13 protein-coding genes and 1 pseudogene are annotated in these 16,460 nt (G+C 67.5%); 10 read left to right on the forward strand and 4 right to left on the reverse strand.

The window, feature by feature from the left end:
- Positions 1-282 precede the first annotated feature (282 nt).
- Positions 283-1,647, reverse strand: coding sequence for a glutamate--cysteine ligase (locus tag ACZLIF_RS17355; protein WP_065175138.1), 1,365 nt, complete (start codon positions 1,645-1,647; stop codon positions 283-285).
- Between the two features lie 152 nt (positions 1,648-1,799).
- Here ACZLIF_RS17355 and ACZLIF_RS17360 point away from each other — a divergent pair, with 152 nt between their 5' ends.
- From ACZLIF_RS17360 to ACZLIF_RS17370, 3 genes are all read left to right on the forward strand, one after another.
- Positions 1,800-2,504, forward strand: a complete 705-nt coding sequence (locus ACZLIF_RS17360) for a VIT1/CCC1 transporter family protein (RefSeq protein ID WP_065175139.1) — start codon at positions 1,800-1,802, stop codon at positions 2,502-2,504.
- Positions 2,501-3,325, forward strand: a complete 825-nt coding sequence (locus tag ACZLIF_RS17365) for a helix-turn-helix transcriptional regulator (RefSeq protein ID WP_128989876.1) — start codon at positions 2,501-2,503, stop codon at positions 3,323-3,325. The genes ACZLIF_RS17360 and ACZLIF_RS17365 overlap by 4 nt, the downstream gene beginning before the upstream one ends.
- A gap of 566 nt (positions 3,326-3,891) precedes the next feature.
- Positions 3,892-4,863, forward strand: coding sequence for an MBL fold metallo-hydrolase (locus ACZLIF_RS17370; RefSeq protein ID WP_128990477.1), 972 nt, complete (start codon positions 3,892-3,894; stop codon positions 4,861-4,863).
- Between the two features lie 67 nt (positions 4,864-4,930).
- Here the strand turns inward: ACZLIF_RS17370 and yihA are convergent, their stop codons facing one another.
- Positions 4,931-5,533, reverse strand: coding sequence for a ribosome biogenesis GTP-binding protein YihA/YsxC (gene yihA / locus ACZLIF_RS17375; protein WP_053519877.1), 603 nt, complete (start codon positions 5,531-5,533; stop codon positions 4,931-4,933).
- Between the two features lie 156 nt (positions 5,534-5,689).
- On the opposite strand from yihA, the gene ACZLIF_RS17380 reads away from it, so the two are divergent.
- The 4 genes from ACZLIF_RS17380 to ACZLIF_RS17395 all read left to right on the forward strand — a co-directional run bounded on the left by ACZLIF_RS17380 (position 5,690) and on the right by ACZLIF_RS17395 (position 8,968).
- Positions 5,690-6,490 carry a c-type cytochrome gene (locus ACZLIF_RS17380; RefSeq protein ID WP_065175142.1) on the forward strand — a complete coding sequence of 267 codons (801 nt, stop codon included), beginning with the start codon at positions 5,690-5,692 and terminating at the stop codon, positions 6,488-6,490.
- Between the two features lie 105 nt (positions 6,491-6,595).
- Positions 6,596-7,243 (forward strand): thiol:disulfide interchange protein DsbA/DsbL, encoded by a 648-nt coding sequence (locus ACZLIF_RS17385; RefSeq protein WP_053519865.1) that lies wholly within the window; start codon positions 6,596-6,598, stop codon positions 7,241-7,243.
- Between the two features lie 106 nt (positions 7,244-7,349).
- Complete coding sequence (locus tag ACZLIF_RS17390) at positions 7,350-8,177, forward strand: thiol:disulfide interchange protein DsbA/DsbL (RefSeq protein WP_128990475.1); 828 nt, start codon at positions 7,350-7,352, stop codon at positions 8,175-8,177.
- Positions 8,178-8,230: 53 nt separating this feature from the next.
- Positions 8,231-8,968, forward strand: coding sequence for an endonuclease/exonuclease/phosphatase family protein (locus tag ACZLIF_RS17395; protein WP_180875876.1), 738 nt, complete (start codon positions 8,231-8,233; stop codon positions 8,966-8,968).
- A gap of 59 nt (positions 8,969-9,027) precedes the next feature.
- Here ACZLIF_RS17395 and ACZLIF_RS17400 read toward each other — a convergent pair whose 3' ends face one another.
- Entirely contained in the window at positions 9,028-9,903 is an 876-nt protein-coding gene (locus ACZLIF_RS17400) for an EamA family transporter (protein WP_065175144.1), read from the reverse strand.
- A gap of 72 nt (positions 9,904-9,975) precedes the next feature.
- On the opposite strand from ACZLIF_RS17400, the gene ACZLIF_RS17405 reads away from it, so the two are divergent.
- From ACZLIF_RS17405 to fhuE, 3 genes and pseudogenes are all read left to right on the forward strand, one after another.
- A complete protein-coding gene (locus ACZLIF_RS17405; RefSeq protein ID WP_128990473.1) occupies positions 9,976-10,449 on the forward strand; it encodes an Lrp/AsnC family transcriptional regulator in 474 nt (157 codons plus the stop codon).
- 37 nt (positions 10,450-10,486) lie between these two features.
- Positions 10,487-11,056, forward strand: a complete 570-nt coding sequence (locus ACZLIF_RS17410) for a M23 family metallopeptidase (protein WP_053519870.1) — start codon at positions 10,487-10,489, stop codon at positions 11,054-11,056.
- 199 nt (positions 11,057-11,255) lie between these two features.
- Positions 11,256-13,415 (forward strand): annotated as a pseudogene (gene fhuE, locus ACZLIF_RS17415) (ferric-rhodotorulic acid/ferric-coprogen receptor FhuE).
- A gap of 85 nt (positions 13,416-13,500) precedes the next feature.
- Here fhuE and ACZLIF_RS17420 read toward each other — a convergent pair.
- A complete protein-coding gene (locus tag ACZLIF_RS17420) occupies positions 13,501-16,362 on the reverse strand; it encodes a TonB-dependent receptor (RefSeq protein ID WP_053519872.1) in 2,862 nt (953 codons plus the stop codon).
- Positions 16,363-16,460: the final 98 nt, after the last annotated feature.

Here is a 16,460-nt window from a genome sequence, read left to right on the forward strand (position 1 = left end):
AGGCCGGGGTTTTTTCTGCGCGCAACACCCGCCGGGCATGGCCCGGCGCTACCGGAATCATGGCGGGCATGACCCGGCGCTACCGGAATCATGGCGGGCATGGCCCGGCGCCACCGGAATCATGGCGGGCATGGCCCGGCGCCACCGGAATCATGGCGGGCATGGCGCGGCGCCACCGGAATCATGGCGGGCATGGCGCGGCGCCACCGGAATCATGGCGGGCATGGCGCGGCGCCGCCGGAGCCCTGGCGGGTAGCGCCGGGCCATGCCCGGCGGCCTCATTCAGTACGCGAATTCCCGGAACACCGGATCCACGTTGCCGTGCCAGCGACCATGGAACAGCGCCAGCTTGCGCTCGGCCGGTGTCAGGCCGGATTCGACGATCTCCTGCAGCACATCCAGGAACTTGCTCTCGTCCTGGCCATCGGCATTGCGCGCGGCGCGGCGCTTCAGGCCCTCAACGGAAATCTTCACCGCCTCGCGCGCCAGATCGCGCACCGTGCCATCGCGGAACGGCAGGTTCATCGCATGCTTCGGCACGCCGTCGCGCAGGACATGGCGCTCGGCCAGGGTGAAGTCACGCACCAGATCCCAGGCCGCATCCAGCGCGGTGTCGTCGTACAGCAGGCCGACCCAGAACGCCGGCAGGGCGCACAGGCGGCTCCACGGACCGCCATCGGCGCCGCGCATCTCCAGATACTTCTTCAGGCGCACTTCCGGGAACGCCGTGGTCGTGTGGTCCGACCAGTCGCGCAGGGTCGGCAACTCGCCCGGCAGCACCGGCAGCCGGCCCTGCATGAAATCGCGGAAGCTCTGCCCGCTGGCATCGTGGTAGATGCCATCGCGGTAGGAGAAGTACATCGGCACGTCCAGCAGGTAATCGACGTAACGCTCATAGCCGAAGCCATCCTCGAACACGAAGTCGAGCATGCCGGTGCGGTCGGCGTCGGTGTCGGTCCAGATGTGCGATCGATAGCTCAGGTAGCCGTTCGGCTTGCCTTCGGTGAACGGCGAGTCGGCGAACAGCGCGGTGGCGATCGGCTGCAGTGCCAGCGAAACACGGAACTTTTTCACCATGTCCGCTTCGCTGGCGTAGTCCAGGTTGACCTGCACCGTGCAGGTGCGGGTCATCATGTCCAGGCCGAGCGAACCGACCTTGGGCATGTACGCGCGCATGATCCTGTAGCGGCCCTTCGGCATCCACGGCATCTCATCGCGCGCCCACTTCGGCTGGAAGCCCATGCCCAGGAAGCCCAGCTGGAGCTCGCCGGCCACCTGCGCCACTTCGTTGAGATGGGTACCGGTCTCCACGCAGGTCTGGTGGATGGTCTCCAGCGCCGCGCCGGACAGTTCCAGCTGGCCGGCCGGTTCCAGCGTCACCGACGCGCCATCGCGCAGCAGGGCGATGGTGTTGCCGTTTTCCTGCACGGGTTCCCAGCCGAAACGGACCAGGCCGTTGAGCAGGGCCTCGATGCCACGCTCGCCTTCAAAGGCCGGCGGTCGCAGGTCGTCCAGGCGGAAGCCGAACTTCTCGTGCTCGGTGCCGATGCGCCACTGCGCGCGGGGCTTTTCGCCGGAGGCGATCACCTCCACCAGCTGCGAGCGGTCGGTAATGGGCGTATCGGCGACGTGGCTGGGGCTCGACAAGGGGAAGACTCGCTGTACGGTGACGGGGGATGTGGGGCTGGGAGCCTTCCATCGCAAGGGCGCACTATAGCGTGGCGCCCCGTCGCAGCATGCGACGGAGACGGGTTTCAGCATCCTACCGACGACCTCTTGACCCTCGTACACTGCAAGGCATGACCCGTCATTCGCGCCATCCGGAACGACACAGGGCCGACCGCGTCGGCTGGCTGCGCGCCGCCGTGCTCGGCGCCAACGACGGCATCGTTTCAGTGGCAGGGCTGGTGGTCGGCGTTGCCGCCAGTGGCGCATCGGCCAGCACCCTGCTGGCCACCGGCCTGGCGGGCACGGTCGCAGGGGCGATGTCGATGGCCGCCGGCGAGTACGTCTCGGTGCAGACCCAGGCCGACACCGAAGGCGCCGACCTGGCGATGGAGAAGCGCGAACTGCAGGACGATCCGCACAGCGAGCTGGAAGAGCTGGCCGCCATCTACCGCCATCGCGGCCTGGCCCCGGCGCTGGCGCGGCAGGTGGCCGAACAGCTCACGGCCCATGATGCCCTCGGTGCGCACGCTCGCGACGAACTGGGCATCACCGATACCCTGCGCGCCCGGCCGCTGCAGGCCGCACTGGCCTCGGCCGCAGCCTTCACCTGTGGGGCGGCCCTGCCGGTGCTGACCGCACTGCTGGCACCGGCCGACTCCGTGGCAGGGGTGACCACCGCCAGCACCCTGCTGGGCCTGTGCGTGACCGGCGCGATGGCGGCCCGCGCCGGAGGTGCGCCTGCCCTGCGCGGCGCCCTGCGCGTCATGTTCTGGGGCGCACTGGCAATGGCTGCAGCCGCCGGCGTCGGCCGGCTGCTGGGAGCCCACGTGACATGACCACGATGCTGCCCGCCGCAACGGCGCTGCTGGCCGAGATGTCTTCGCTGGCCGGTTGTGATCGCGCCGAGGGTTATGCCTGCATCACCGCACGGCGCGAGCATGGCGCCAGCTCGGTGGAGATCCCGCAACCGCAGTTCGCGATCCTGCTGGAAGGACGCAAGCAGGTACGTACCGCACACCAGACGCTGGAGTTCGCGCCCGGCGACATACTGCTGCTGACCCAGCGTTGCCGCATCGACGTGGTCAACCGTCCAGACCCGCGCAGCGGCCGTTACCTCAGCGCCATCGTGCCGCTGTGTGCGGAAGTACTGGCTGCGGCGCGGACACTGTGGAACGAGGAACTGCCCAACGCCGGTCCGTCGATGGCGCGGTTGTCGCTGGCCGAACATGGCGCCGTGCTGCGCCGCTGGCGGCAATCGCTGCAGGATGGCCATTACAGCGACGCCCGGCTGGCCCTGGCCTCGATGGTGCTGACCCTGTGCCGGCAAGGCCACGGCAACCTGCTGCTGCCCACGGCACCGACGCTGGGTGAGCAGATACGGGATCGCGTCGCCGCTGAACCTGCGCGCGACTGGCAATCGCGTGATGTGGAGGAGCAGTTCGCACTGAGCGGCGCCACCCTGCGTCGTCGGCTGGCGGCCGAGCGCACCAGCCTGCGCCAGCTGCTGACCGAGGCACGACTGGCCCACGCCATGCAGTTGCTGTACACCACCGACCTGCCGCTGAAGACCGTGGCCGCGCGCGCGGGCTACCGTTCCGCGGCCAGTTTCAGCAAGCGCTTCGCCGAGCAGTACGGACTGGCTCCTACAGACATCTGAGGGGGTCAGGCAGGGCTGCGCCCTGCACCCGCAGAGGCAACGGCCGAAGCAACAGCAACAGCGGGCTATCCGTGGGAGGGCGGGGCACTGTGGATGGCCAGGACACGCCGTAAACCCATCCATGGGGGCTCGATGGCGCCATCCATGGCGCCAACGGTCCTGCCCACCCACAGTGCCCCGCCTTCGACAGATTCCGGCGGCTGATCGAACGAATTTCCGGGGTCAGATCCGTTTTCCTGCGGAAAACGGATCTGACCCCAAGAGCATTTCCGACAGATCGTGGAAAACTGTCGAAGGCGGGGTGGGTCCGGTTGCGGGGGCGTGAGCGCCATGGATGGCGCGACCGAGCCTACAGGGACGTATTTACGGCGTCCCCCGCAGCCGGACCCACCCCGCCATCCACGGATAGCCCGCTGTTGCTTCGGCCGTTGCCTCTGCGGGTGCAGGGCGCAGCCCTGCCAGCCCCCACTCCCTGAGCATTCCGCGCAGCGGTTTGAGCGCCGCGCGCACGCCGGCCACGGCACGCTAGCCGCAACGGAACCGCCCGTCCTCCATCGAGAACCCTCATGACCCTGCATCACCTGCCGCTGCGCGGCGCCCTGCTGCTGGCCCTGGCTGCGCTGCCGCTGACCGCACTCGCCGAAGCCACCTCACCCGCACCCACCCGGCAGATGCCCGGCGTCTATCACCACCGCATCGGCACCCTGCAGGTCACCGCCCTGTTCGATGGCGTGGTCGCACTCGGCCGGCAGGAAGTGGTCGACGTGCCGCCGACGCTGGTCACCCGCCTGCTGGAAGGCCGCTATGTCCCCGAAGACAGCAAGGGCCTGCAGACCGCGGTCAATGCTTACCTGATCCGCCAGGGCAATCACCTCACTCTGGTCGACACGGGCACCGCGCAGTGCTTCGGTCCCGGCCTGGGCCAGGTACTGGGCAACCTGCGTGCCGCAGGCGTGGATCCCGCCGAGGTGGACGACATCCTGCTGACCCACGCCCATCCTGACCATCTGTGCGGCGTGCTCGACGCGCAGGGCAAGCCGGCCTATCCGAACGCGACGGTGTGGCTGTCCAGGGCCGACGCGGACTACTGGCTCAACCCGGCCAGCGAAACCACCGCACCGGAGGGCGTGCGCTTTGCCTTCCCGCTCGCCCGAACCGCCGTGGCGCCTTATCAGGCCAGCGGCCACCTGCGTACCTTCCAGCCTGGCGATGCCCTCCCCGGCGGTGCCCTGGCGATGGATACCCATGGCCACACTCCCGGCCACGTCTCTTACCGGTTCGACAGCCAGGGCCAGTCACTGCTGGTGTGGGGCGACGTGCTGCACTTCCACGCGGTGCAGTTCGCCCACCCGGAAGCCGCGTTCGAGGCCGATTCGGACCGCAAGGCGGCCACGGCCAGCCGCCGCAGTCTGTTGCAGCAGGCCACCGCCGGGGCGTGGTGGGTGGCGGGTGCGCATCTGCCTTTCCCGGGCCTGGGCCACGTGCGCAGGGAAGGCCAGGCCTATGCCTGGGTGCCGGCGGAGTATTCGCCATTGTGAGGGTCTGCCGACCAAGGTCGGCCCCCACCGATCCGGTAGCGCCGGGCCATGCCCGGCGGGCGAGAGGTTATTCCAGGCCCAGCCAGCCACCGATCACGGCACGGGCTTCGTCCACGCCGGTGCGGTCCTCACCGGAAAACACCTGCACGCTGACGCTGTCGCCGTAGGCCGACTGCAGTTCCTTGCGCACCTTCTGCAGCGTCTGCATCTGCTGGCCGCGGCCCAGCTTGTCGGCCTTGGTCAGCAGCGCATGCGCCGGCAGGCCGCGCTGTACGGCGTAAGACAGCATCTGGCGGTCGTAGTCCTTCAGCGGGTGGCGGATGTCCATCACCACCACCAGCCCCTTCAGTGCCTCCCGGGTACGGAAGTACCTGTCGATGAAGGCCTGCCAGTGCGCCTGCAGCTCCAGCGGCACCTTGGCGTAGCCGTAGCCGGGAAGGTCGACCAGGCTTGCTTCCGGGGTGATCTGGAAGAACACCAGCTGCTGCGTGCGGCCGGGGGTCTTGGAGACGCGGGCCAGGGCATTCTGCCGGGTCAACGCATTGAGGGCGCTGGACTTGCCGGCGTTGGAGCGGCCGGCGAAGGCCACTTCGGCCCCTTCGTCGGGCGGCAGCTGCCGCGCGTTGTGGGCCGAGAGGTGGTAACGGGCGCGTTCAAGGAGCAATGACATGCGCATAGGATCGCATGTTGCGGCGCCGCGCGCCCGTGCCGACGGCCCCAGCGGGGATTTTGCTGCACTGCTTCGTTGACCGTGCGTGGAAACGCCGTTGATAATCCGGGCGATGCCGGCGGCCACCGCCCGGCCCGGTCCATACGGAGCTTTAGCATGCGCCACGCTCGCGTTCTTGCCGTATCCGCCCTTGCCACTGCTGTCGTTGTTGCCGCCGCTGCGTTCGCGCAGACCACGTTGACCCCGCTGCCCGACAACGGGCCGATCAACACCGCCTCGCTGGAGGTGGATTTCAGCAAGACGACCTGGGGCGATGCCAAGGCTGGCCAGGGCAAGGCTGCGGCCTGCGCGGCCTGCCATGGTGCCGACGGCAATTCCACGGTCGAGATGTACCCGTCCATCGCCGGCCAGAGCGAGCGCTATGTCGCCCAGCAGATGGCCCTGATCGCCAACGGCCAGCGAAGCTCCGGTGCGGCAGTGGCGATGGTGCCGTTCGTGCAGAACCTCACCCCGCAGGACATGCGCGACATCGGCGCGTTCTTCGCCACGCAGAAGGCCACCGCCGGCATCGCCGACGACACGGCGGTGACCGAAGGCCCCTACAAGGGCATGAAGTTCTACCAGATCGGCCAGCAGCTGTACCGCGGCGGCGACGCGTCGCGCGGGCTGCCGGCCTGCATGGCCTGTCACGGCCCCAGCGGCGCCGGCAACCCGGGCCCGGCCTACCCGCATATCGGTGGCCAGCACGCCAGCTATGTCGCGCGCCGCCTGCAGGAGTACCAGGCCGGGCAGACCAACGAAACCGACAAGGCACACTTCCAGATCATGGCCGCGGTGGCACAGAAGCTGACCGAACAGGAAGTGCAGGCGCTGTCCAGCTACCTGCAGGGCCTGCACAACCGGGCCGACGACGTGGCCACCGAAGCCACGCCGGCACGACCGGCCGCCGCCCCCTGACCGCCACTGGTCGGCCCGGGCCGCCACCACGGCCCGCGCCTGCGGTATGTTTCCTTCACGCCGGCGACTGCGCCGGCGTTGCTTTTTCAACGGAGATGCGTGTCGATGAGGTTGATTCCCCGCCTGCTGTTGTCCCTGCTGGTGCTGCTGCCGATGGCCGCCAGTGCCGCCCCTGCCGCAGCCCCGCTGGTCGAAGGTCGCGACTACGAGCGCATCGCCCAGGCCGGTCCGTTCCAGCCGCTCGCCGGCAAGATCGAAGTGGTCGAGGTGTTCGGCTACACCTGCCCGCACTGCGCGCGTTTCGAACCACAGCTGGAAGCCTGGGCGGCCAAGCTGCCGGCGGATGTGCGCTTCACTCCGGTGCCGGCGGCGTTCGGGGGCGCCTGGGATGCCTGGGCGCTGGCCTATTACGCCGCCGAAGAAGTCGGCGTCGCCAAGCGCAGCCATGCGGCCGTGTTCAAGGCTCTGCACGAGCAGGGCACCCTGCCGATGCAGAATGTCTCGGCCGATGAGCTCGCCACCTTCTACAAGGCGTACGGCGTGGCGCCCGAGCGTTACACCCAGGCCCTGCGGGGCGACGCCGTGCAGAAGAAGGTCGACGCGGCGCGGGCATTTGCCCAGCGCACCCGCATCCCCGGCACCCCGGCGCTGATCATCAACGGCCAGTATCTGGTCCGCGGTAACAGCTTCGACGACCAGCTGCGCATTGCCTCGGCGCTGATCGCCCAGGTCCGCGCCAACCGCGGCCGCTGAACCAACGCCCACTCCCGACACGGCGCTGTCGCCGCCGCGTGTCATCATTTCCCCCTGGCCGGCGCCCGCCGCCGGCCCCACCATTCCAGATGCTGGAGACGCTTCCATGAAGATCCGCTACGCCCTCGCACTCGCAGCGCTGCTGCCGATCCTGGCGGCCTGCAAGGCCGACGACGGCACCGCCAACACCTCCGCCGCCCCGGCCGAGCCGACCACCACCCCGGCCAGCACCGAGCCCGCTGCGGCACCGGCCGCTGACAGCGCAGGCGCGGCCCCGGCAGCCGAAGGCGAGAAGGCCGCCGAAGCCGCTCCGGCGGCCGCTCCGGCCCCGACCACCACCGCACTGACCGGTCCGGCGCCGGTGGCCGGTGAGGACTACCAGGAAATTCCGAACGGCCAGCCCTTCCAGCCGGTTGCCGGCAAGGTCGAAGTGGTCGAGATCTTCGGCTACGTCTGCCCGGCCTGCGCCGCCTTCCAGCCGCTGGTCGGCCCGTGGAAGGCCGGTCTGCCGGGCGACGTGAACTTCGTCTACGTGCCCGCCATGTTCGGCGGCACCTGGGACGACTACGCCCGTGCCTTCTATGCCGCGCAGACGCTGGGCGTGCAGGAGAAGACCCACGAGGCGCTGTACGCCGCCATCCACTCGCAGAAGACCCTGAAGGGCGAACGCGGCCGTGATTCGGTCGAGGACATCGCCAAGTTCTACGCCGGCTACGGCGTCGATCCGAAGCAGTTCGCCGCTACCATGGGCAGCTTCGCGGTGAATGCCAAGACCAACTCGGCCAAGCAGTTCGCGCAGCGCAGCCAGATCAGCGGCACCCCGTCGATCATCGTCAACGGCAAGTACCTGGTGAAGGGCAAGAGCTTCCCGGACATGCTGCGCATCGCCGACCACCTGATCGCCCGCGAGCGCGGTGCGGCCCAGGCTCACTGATCCAAGAGAAGCTGTCCCCGGCCGTGAATTCCCCCTCTACACGGACCCTGCGCCTGCTGACGGCCAACATCCAGGCCGGCTCCAGTACCCGCCGCTACAGCGACTATGTGACCCGCAGCTGGTCACATGCGCTGCCGGCGGGTCGCAAGCGCAGCAGTCTTGATGCGATTGCCACACTGGCGCGTGGGCACGACATCGTTGGCCTGCAGGAAGCCGATCCAGGCAGCCTGCGTTCGGGCTTCACCAACCAGACCCACTACCTGGCCCAGCGTGCCGGCTTCAACTACTGGAGCCACCAGCCGAACCGGCGCATGGGCGGGGTTGCATCCAGTGCCAACGGCCTGCTGAGCAAACTGGAGCCGGTGGAGGTGCAGGACCACGCCCTGCCCGGCCGCATCGGCGGGCGTGGCGTGCTGCTGGCCAGGTTCGGTGATGGCAGGGACGGCCTGGCCGTGGCCGTGGCCCACCTCTCGCTGGGTGCCGGTTCGCGGATGGCACAGCTCGGTTTCATTGCCGAGCTGCTGTCCGACCACCCCAATGCCGTGCTGATGGGTGACTTCAACTGCCTGGCCGAACGGCCGGAAATGCAGGTGCTGTACCAGAAGACCCGGCTGCAGCCTCCAGGCTGCATCGTGCCGACATTCCCCAGCTGGCGCCCGGACCGCGCCATCGACCACATCCTGGTCAGCAGCAGCCTGCAGACCCGCGCGGTCGAAGCCGTACCGGCGGCCTTCTCGGACCATCTGGCGCTGGCCATGGCCATCGACGTACCGGCCAGCGCCCTGCGCTGATCGGTAGCGCCGGGCCATGGCCGGCGAACGGAACCCAATCCGCCGGGCATGGCCCGGCGCTACCCCGCCTGCATCGCTGGCGCCTTCGACCGCCGCGCCGTCATCGTGCTCCCCACCGAAGCCACCACGGTGCAGCCGATCGCCAGCCACTGCAGTCCATGCAGGTGTTCGTGCAGCAGCAGCATCGCCCACAGCGCGGCCACCGCCGGCTCCATGCTGATCAGGATGCCGAAGGTTTCCTTCGGCAGGCGCTTGAGCGCCATCATCTCCAGCGACATCGGAATCGCACTGGACACCAGTGCCACCAGCAGGCCCGCCAGCAGGATCTTCGGATCGAGCAGGGCCGCGCCGGCATGGATCACCCCGACCGGCACCACCACCAGCGACGCCGCCAGCAGGCCCAGCGACACCGAATGGCCGGCATGCAGGTGGCCGGCGCGCTTGCCGAACACGATGTACAGGCCCCAGCACGCCGCCGCACCCAGTGCATACAGCACGCCCACCGGGTCCAGTGCCGCCGCACCGCCCAGCGGTAACAGCAGGAGCAGGCCGACCACTGCGCATCCCACCCACAGGAAATCGATCGGGCGCCGTGACGACAGCATCGCCACGGTCAACGGCCCGGTGAACTCGATGGCCACCGCGATGCCGAACGGGATCGTGCGGATGGCCATGTAGAACAGCAGGTTCATCAGGCCCAGCGTGAGCCCGTAGCGCAGGATGGTGATCGCATCCGCGCGGCGGGTCTTCCAGCGCCAGGGTCGCCAGAACAGCAGCAGCAACAGTGCGGAGAAGCCCACGCGCAGCGCGCTGGTGCCCTGCGCGCCGATCAGCGGGAACAGGTGCTTTGCATAGGACGTGCCAACGGACAGCGCCGTTACCGAGCCGAGCACCGCCAGCGCCGGCAACATCGGCGCGAATCGTGAAGTCTGCATGCGTCCAGTCTATTGCGTCGACGGCGAGCACTTGGCTCAATTACCGGCCCGTCCATGCAACTTCTGCTCACCATGGCCACTGCCCCCGTGCTGGACAGCTTCGACCGCGCCATCCTCACCCTGCTGCAGCGGGACAACACGCTGCCACAGCGGGAGATCGCCGAAGCCGTGCACCTGTCGACGCCGGCGGTGCAGCGGCGGGTCAGGCGTCTGCAGGACAGCGGTGTGATCGCGGCCAATGTGGCCGTGGTGGCGGCGGCGCGGATCGGCCGACCGCTGACCCTCATTGTCGAGGTGCGCATGGTCAGCGAGCAGCGTGATCGCGTGGCGCCGTTCAAGCAGCGCGTGCAGGACGACCCGGCGGTGCAGCAGTGCTATGCCATCACCGGTGACGGCGATTTCCTGCTGGTGCTTTCGGCCACCTCGATGGAGGAGTACGACACCATCAGCGAGCGGCTGTTCGGTGGCGACGACAACATCGAACGATTCCGCACCGCGGTGGCACTGTCCACGCTGAAGCGCAGTTTCGAAGTCCCCCTGCAATGAACCGGCCTCGACACCCACCGCGCCATACTGGCGCGGCATGAATCCTTCGCCCCGCACACCCTCCACGTCTTCCGCCCGCCTGCTGCGCCGTTGGCTGCTGCGTGCGTTCCTGCTTGTCGTCACCGTCGTTGCCGCCCTGTCCGTCTGGAACAGCCGCTGGGCCGAAGCGCCGAAGATGCTGTGGTCATTGGCCCGGATGCCACCGGCCACCGAGCTGCCGGTACCGGTGGACGGCGTGCGGCCGGGCCAGATCGCCGATACCTTCGGCGCGCCGCGAGGGCGCGACCGCAGCCATGCCGGCATCGACATCTTCGCCGCGCGGGGTACCCCGGTCCGCAGCGCGACCCCGGGCGTGGTTGCCGAGGTGCGGGAAGGCGGCCTGGGTGGCCGTCAGGTCTGGGTGATCGGCCCCGGCCGCGAGCGCTACTACTACGCCCATCTGGAGAGCTGGGCCGCAGGCCTCGCCCGCGGCCAGGTCGTAGCCGCGGGCGATCTGCTCGGCCACGTCGGCGACAGCGGCAACGCCAAGGGCACCCCGCCGCACCTGCACTGGGGCATCTATGGCGCAGACGGCGCGCGGGATCCTCTGCCACTGCTGCGCCGCTAAGCCGCCGGACGGCGGTCGTCCCCGGCAGCCGGACGATCCTGCCCCGCGCGCCCTTGTTCATCGTTTGTAAATAGGAATAGTTCGTATTAACATTCCTTTCGATTACGGCGCCGCCAGGAGGGCGCGCCCGCCTCTCCCCTACCCCTAGCGCCTCGCCTCCTGGATGTCGGCCGAACGCGCATGCTCGTCCAGGAATCCCATGAACCGTCCTGCATTCCGTATCCCGCAGCCACAGCGGCTGTCCGTTGCCGTGCTCGCCGCACTCTGCGCCATCGCCCCGACCGCCTTCGCAGAGACTGCCACCGATGCGACCACCCTCGACAAGGTGGTGGTCAAGGGCGAGCGCGCGGAGGGCTACTCGGTGCGCCGCACCTCGGCCGGTACCCGCTTCGACCTGACGCCGCGCGAGATTCCGCAGTCGGTCAGCATCATCAGCCATCAGCGCATTGAAGATCAGAACCTGGACGACATCATCGACGTGCTGGCCAACACTACCGGTGTGACCAGCACGCAATCGGACAGCGAGCGCACCGAGTTCTATGCGCGCGGCTTCTACATCGACAGTTACCAGTTCGATGGCCTGCCCACGCAGATGGTGCAGAACTGGAGCTACGGCGATTCCGGCCTGGACCTCGCTCTGTATGACCGCGTGGAGGTGGTGCGCGGCGCCACCGGCCTGCTCAGTGGCGCAGGCAACCCGTCTGCCTCGGTGAACCTGATCCGCAAGCATGCCGACAGCGCCGAGCTGGCCGGCAGCGTATCGGTGAACGTCGGCAGCTGGGGCCGTACCCGTACCACCGTGGACGTGGGCAGCGCGCTGAATGCCAGTGGCACCGTGCGTGGCCGGGTGATCGGCAGCTACCTCGACACCGACGCGCAGATGGACCGCTACAACCAGCACAAGACGCTGGGCTACGCGGTGATCGACGCCGACCTGACTCCGGACACGCAGTTGAGCGTGGGCTACGACTACCAGCAGAAGCGCGCCAATGGTGCGACCTGGGGCGGCTTCCCGATGCTGTTCTCCGACGGCTCGGCCACCGGCTACGACGAATCGTTCAACGCCAGTCCGAACTGGACCTACTGGGACACCACCAGCAAGCGCGCGTTCGCCACCCTGCAGCATGCCTTCAGCAATGGCTGGAAGTTCAAGGTCGGTGCGACCCACGATGAGACCAAGGCCGACGACAAGCTGTTCTACCCGGCCTACAACGACTGGACCAGTGGTGCCTCGTTCTTCGACAGGACCACCGGCACCGGCATTTCGCCGTCGGCCGGCTTCTACAACACCGAGCGCAAGGTCAACGCAGTCGATGGCTATGTCGACGGCCCGTTCCGGCTGTTCGGCCGCGAGCACCAGTTCATGGCCGGCCTGAGCTACAACAAGCGCGAGTACGCCAACTACGGCGACTACCAGATTGGCGGCCCCGGCCAGAGCTGGGACCCGTTCACCAGTTATCTTGGCTGGACCGGCGACATCTCCGAGCCGAACTGGAACCCGCTGGCGCTGGCCAGCGAAGGCACCATCACCCAGAAGGCCGGTTACATGGCCACGCGCCTGTCGCTGGCCGACCCGCTGAAGCTCATCGTCGGTGCACGCTACACCGACTGGAAGAGTGAAGGCGAAGGTGCGGACCGCTCACACAAGGTCACCACGCCCTATGCCGGCCTGGTATTGGACATCAACGATACCTTCTCCACCTACGCCGCCTATACCGAGATCTTCCAGCCGCAGACACTGAAGGACCGCAACGGCAGCTACCTCGATCCGGTCGATGGCAAGAGCTACGAAGTGGGCGTCAAGGGCGCCTGGTTCGACAACCGCCTCAATGCTTCGCTGGCGGTGTTCCGCATCGAGCAGGACAACGTGGGCTAGGCCACCGGTGAGCCGGTGCAGGGCAGCCAGAACGAATTCGCCTACCGCGCCGCGCGCGGCACGGTCAGCCGCGGCTTCGAATTCGAACTGAACGGCGAGCTGGCCCCGGGCTGGAACGCGACCTTCGGTGCCTCGCGTTACGTGGCCAAGGATGCCAACGATGCCGACATCAACACCAACCTGCCGCAGACTGCGCTGAAGCTGTTCACCAGCTACACGCCGCAGTCGCTGCAGGCACTGACGGTCGGCGGTGGGGCGAACTGGCAGAACCGCATCTACTATGCGGTGCCGGCCTACGGCCGCATCGAGCAGAACGGCTATGCCCTGGTCAGCGCCTTCGTGCGCTACCGCATCTCGCCGGAGTTCAGCGTGCAGGCCAACCTCAACAACCTGCTGGACAAGCAGTACCTCTCGCAGATCAACGGCTACGGTGCGTACGGCGATGGCCGCAACGGCTCGCTGACGTTCACCTGGTCGTTCTGATCAGCTGCAGGGAATCAGCCGAGCATGGGCTCGGCTCTACACCCGCAAGGCAGCGCCGGAGTGTCCGGCGCTGCCCCTCATCACATCAGAACCGCAGGTCCGCGCGCATGTACCAGTAGCGGCCACGCGGAATGTCATAGGTCGACGCGTCATAGCCGTTCAGCGAGCACGACAGGCAGATCGGCGGATCCTTGTCGAACACGTTGTTCAGGCCAGCGGTCAGCTGCAGTCCCTTCATCCAGTCGATCCTGTAACCCACCTGCAGATCATGGAAGGTGGTCGCCGAGAGCGTGTTGGTGCCCGCCACCTGGTTGCTGCACACCGGGAACGCCACGGCGTCGCCACAGTCTTCGGTCAACTCGGAGATGTGCCGCACCGTCCAGTTCGCGCTCCAGTTGTCCAGTGTCCAGCCAATGCTGGCGTTGCTGGTCCATTCCGGAATCGAGCTGTCGGCCACTTCCACGCCCGGCTTCTGTGGCTGCCGCTGGCCGGCCGCACCGGTGGCCTCGTAACGACCGACGAAGGTGTTCTTCCAGCCCAGCTTGAACTGGCCGATCGAGGTCTGCGGCAGGGTCCAGAACAGATCCACGTCCCAGCCATCGGTCTTGATCGAACCCAGGTTGGTCAGTCGGTTGTTGAAGCTGCTGACCGCGCCGGTGCTGGCACGGGTGATGCCATCGCAGTACACCGGATCCAGCGTATCCACGCACAGGTCCAGCTGGGTCTGCGCGTTGATCGCCTGGATCGCGCCATCGATGTTGTGGCGGTAGAACGTCACTTCCACGTCGAAGCGCTCCGACCAGGAGGTGTTGTTGCCGAACCACGGGCTCCAGACGAATCCGGCACTGAAGCTGCGTGAACGCTCCGGTTCCAGCTCGCGGTTGCCGCCGGTGGTCACCGAGATCTGCGAGTTGGCCTGCTGGAAGCCGGCCGGCACGCCCAGCGCGGCACAGTTGGCGGCGCTGCCACGCGGCGGCGTGCCGCCCAGGCCGATCGAGCACGGATCGAACAGCTGCAGGTCCGCGCGCGCGGCCGAGCCGTACAGTTCGCCGATCGACGGCGCGCGGAAGCCTTCGGCATAGGTGGTGCGCAGCACGAAGTCATCGGTCACCTGCCAGCGCAGGCCGTACTTGGGCGTGAACTCACCACCAAAGGTGGAGTAATCCGAGTAGCGGCCTGCCAGACTCAGGTCGAGCTTCTTGCCCAGTGCCGAGTCGGCGAAGATCGGCACGCTCAGTTCCAGGTAGGCTTCATTGACGTCGTACGAGCCGGAAGTCGGCTGCGACGGCACGCCGTTGTAGTGACCGATCACCGTCAACGGGTCGGGCTGGTACCAGCCTTCGTACTTGCGGTACTCGTAACCGGTGGCGAAGGACAGCGGGCCGGCCGGCAGGTTGAACAGATCGCTGGACAGATTGGCGGTGAACAGGCTCAGCTCGTTCTGGCTGCGGTCGCGTACCACCGGCTGGATCCAGCGCAGCATGTCCGGGGTGATGGAACCGGCACCGCCGAAGATGTTCAGCGGCACGCAGCCCGGCGTCGCCGCACATGCGGCCGGATCGCCCAGCGCCAGGTTGACGTTGTAGATGTTGTAGCTGCCGTAGTTGGTCTGTTCGGCCTTGTTCTTGCTGTACATGCCGTTGACGTCCCAGAACCAGCTGCGGTCGGCCGCCTGGAAGTTGCCGACCAGGCCGGTGGCAAAGTACGTGGTGTTGACCTCCTGCTCGAACACGCGCGCGCCACCTTCCACCGGGCGACGGCCGATCAGGCTCATGTTGCCGGACGACACCAGGTCGAAGCCGAACGGGTTGTAGGGGTTGAGCGCCGAGATGGTGATGTTGTCGGCCAGCGGATTGCCGGTGGCGCCATCGGGGCCGAAGAACAGCGGCTCGGGGCCAGCCTGGTTGGTCGACTCGCGACGGTTGCCCAGTGCCTTGACGTACCACTGCACGTTGTCGGTGATGTCAAAGCGGAACTGGCCGAAGAGACCCTTCCGCTCCGACGGCGTCAGCACCATGTTGTACTCGGCGAAGTTGAAGCGGTCAGCGCTGGTGAAGCAGTGGTAGTCATCGGTGCGGTTGCAGCCCGCGCTGCCGTCGTAGCGCGGATTGCTCACGCCGGTATTGGGGACGATGTCCTGCTCTGCGCCGGTATTGGGATCGACGAAAGCGAAGCGGCCCTGCGGGATACCGCCGCTGCCGAACGCCAGGCCGGTACCGGGAATAGGGAAGCGCGACTGTTCACGGTCCTTCGCATACACCGGATCCTGCTTGGTCCAGCTGGCGCCGAGGAACAGGCTGAAGCGATCACCACTCTTGCCCCAGGCCAGGTCCACGCCCTTCTGCGTGCCGTCGCCCTTGCTGTATTCGCCGTAGTTCAGGGTCACCTGGCCGCCATCGAAATCACGGCGGGTGATGATGTTGACCACGCCGGCGATGGCATCGGAGCCGTACAGCGACGACGCGCCGTCTTCCAGCACCTCGATGCGCTCGACGATGGCCAGCGGAATGGTATTGAGATCGGTCGCGGCGCCGACACCCGACGCCGATGACTCATTGACCCAGCGGATGCCATCGACCAGCACCAGCACGCGCTTGGCCCCCAGGTGGCGCAGATCGACCTGCGCCGAACCCGCACCGACGCCGCTGCCATCCGGGGGGAAGCCAAAGTTGCCGGACGAATTGAACTTGGCATTGAGCGCCGAACCGGAGCCGGTGAGCTGCTGCAGCACTTCGCCGATCGAACTCAGGCCGGTGCGCTCGATGTCGCCGCGGGTCAGGGTCTGGATCGGAACCTGGCCCTCCACTTCAGCGCGCTTGATGCGGGTACCGGTGACCTCGACCGCGTCCAGGTTGGTGGTGGACTGTGCGGCGGCGCCCAGCGGTGCCAGGGCAGTCACGCACAGGGCGACGGCAACCGCCAGGGGGCGGTGGTGCAGGTGATTCATTCGCTCTCTCTCCAAAGGAATGTCGGGACATTGGCTGCCGTACGCCCCTCCTGCATGGCGGCAGCGTCTCCTTTGTAAACAAGTAGTCAAAATCACGG

The sequence above is a fragment of the Stenotrophomonas sp. 2201_Sma genome (assembly GCF_056486685.1).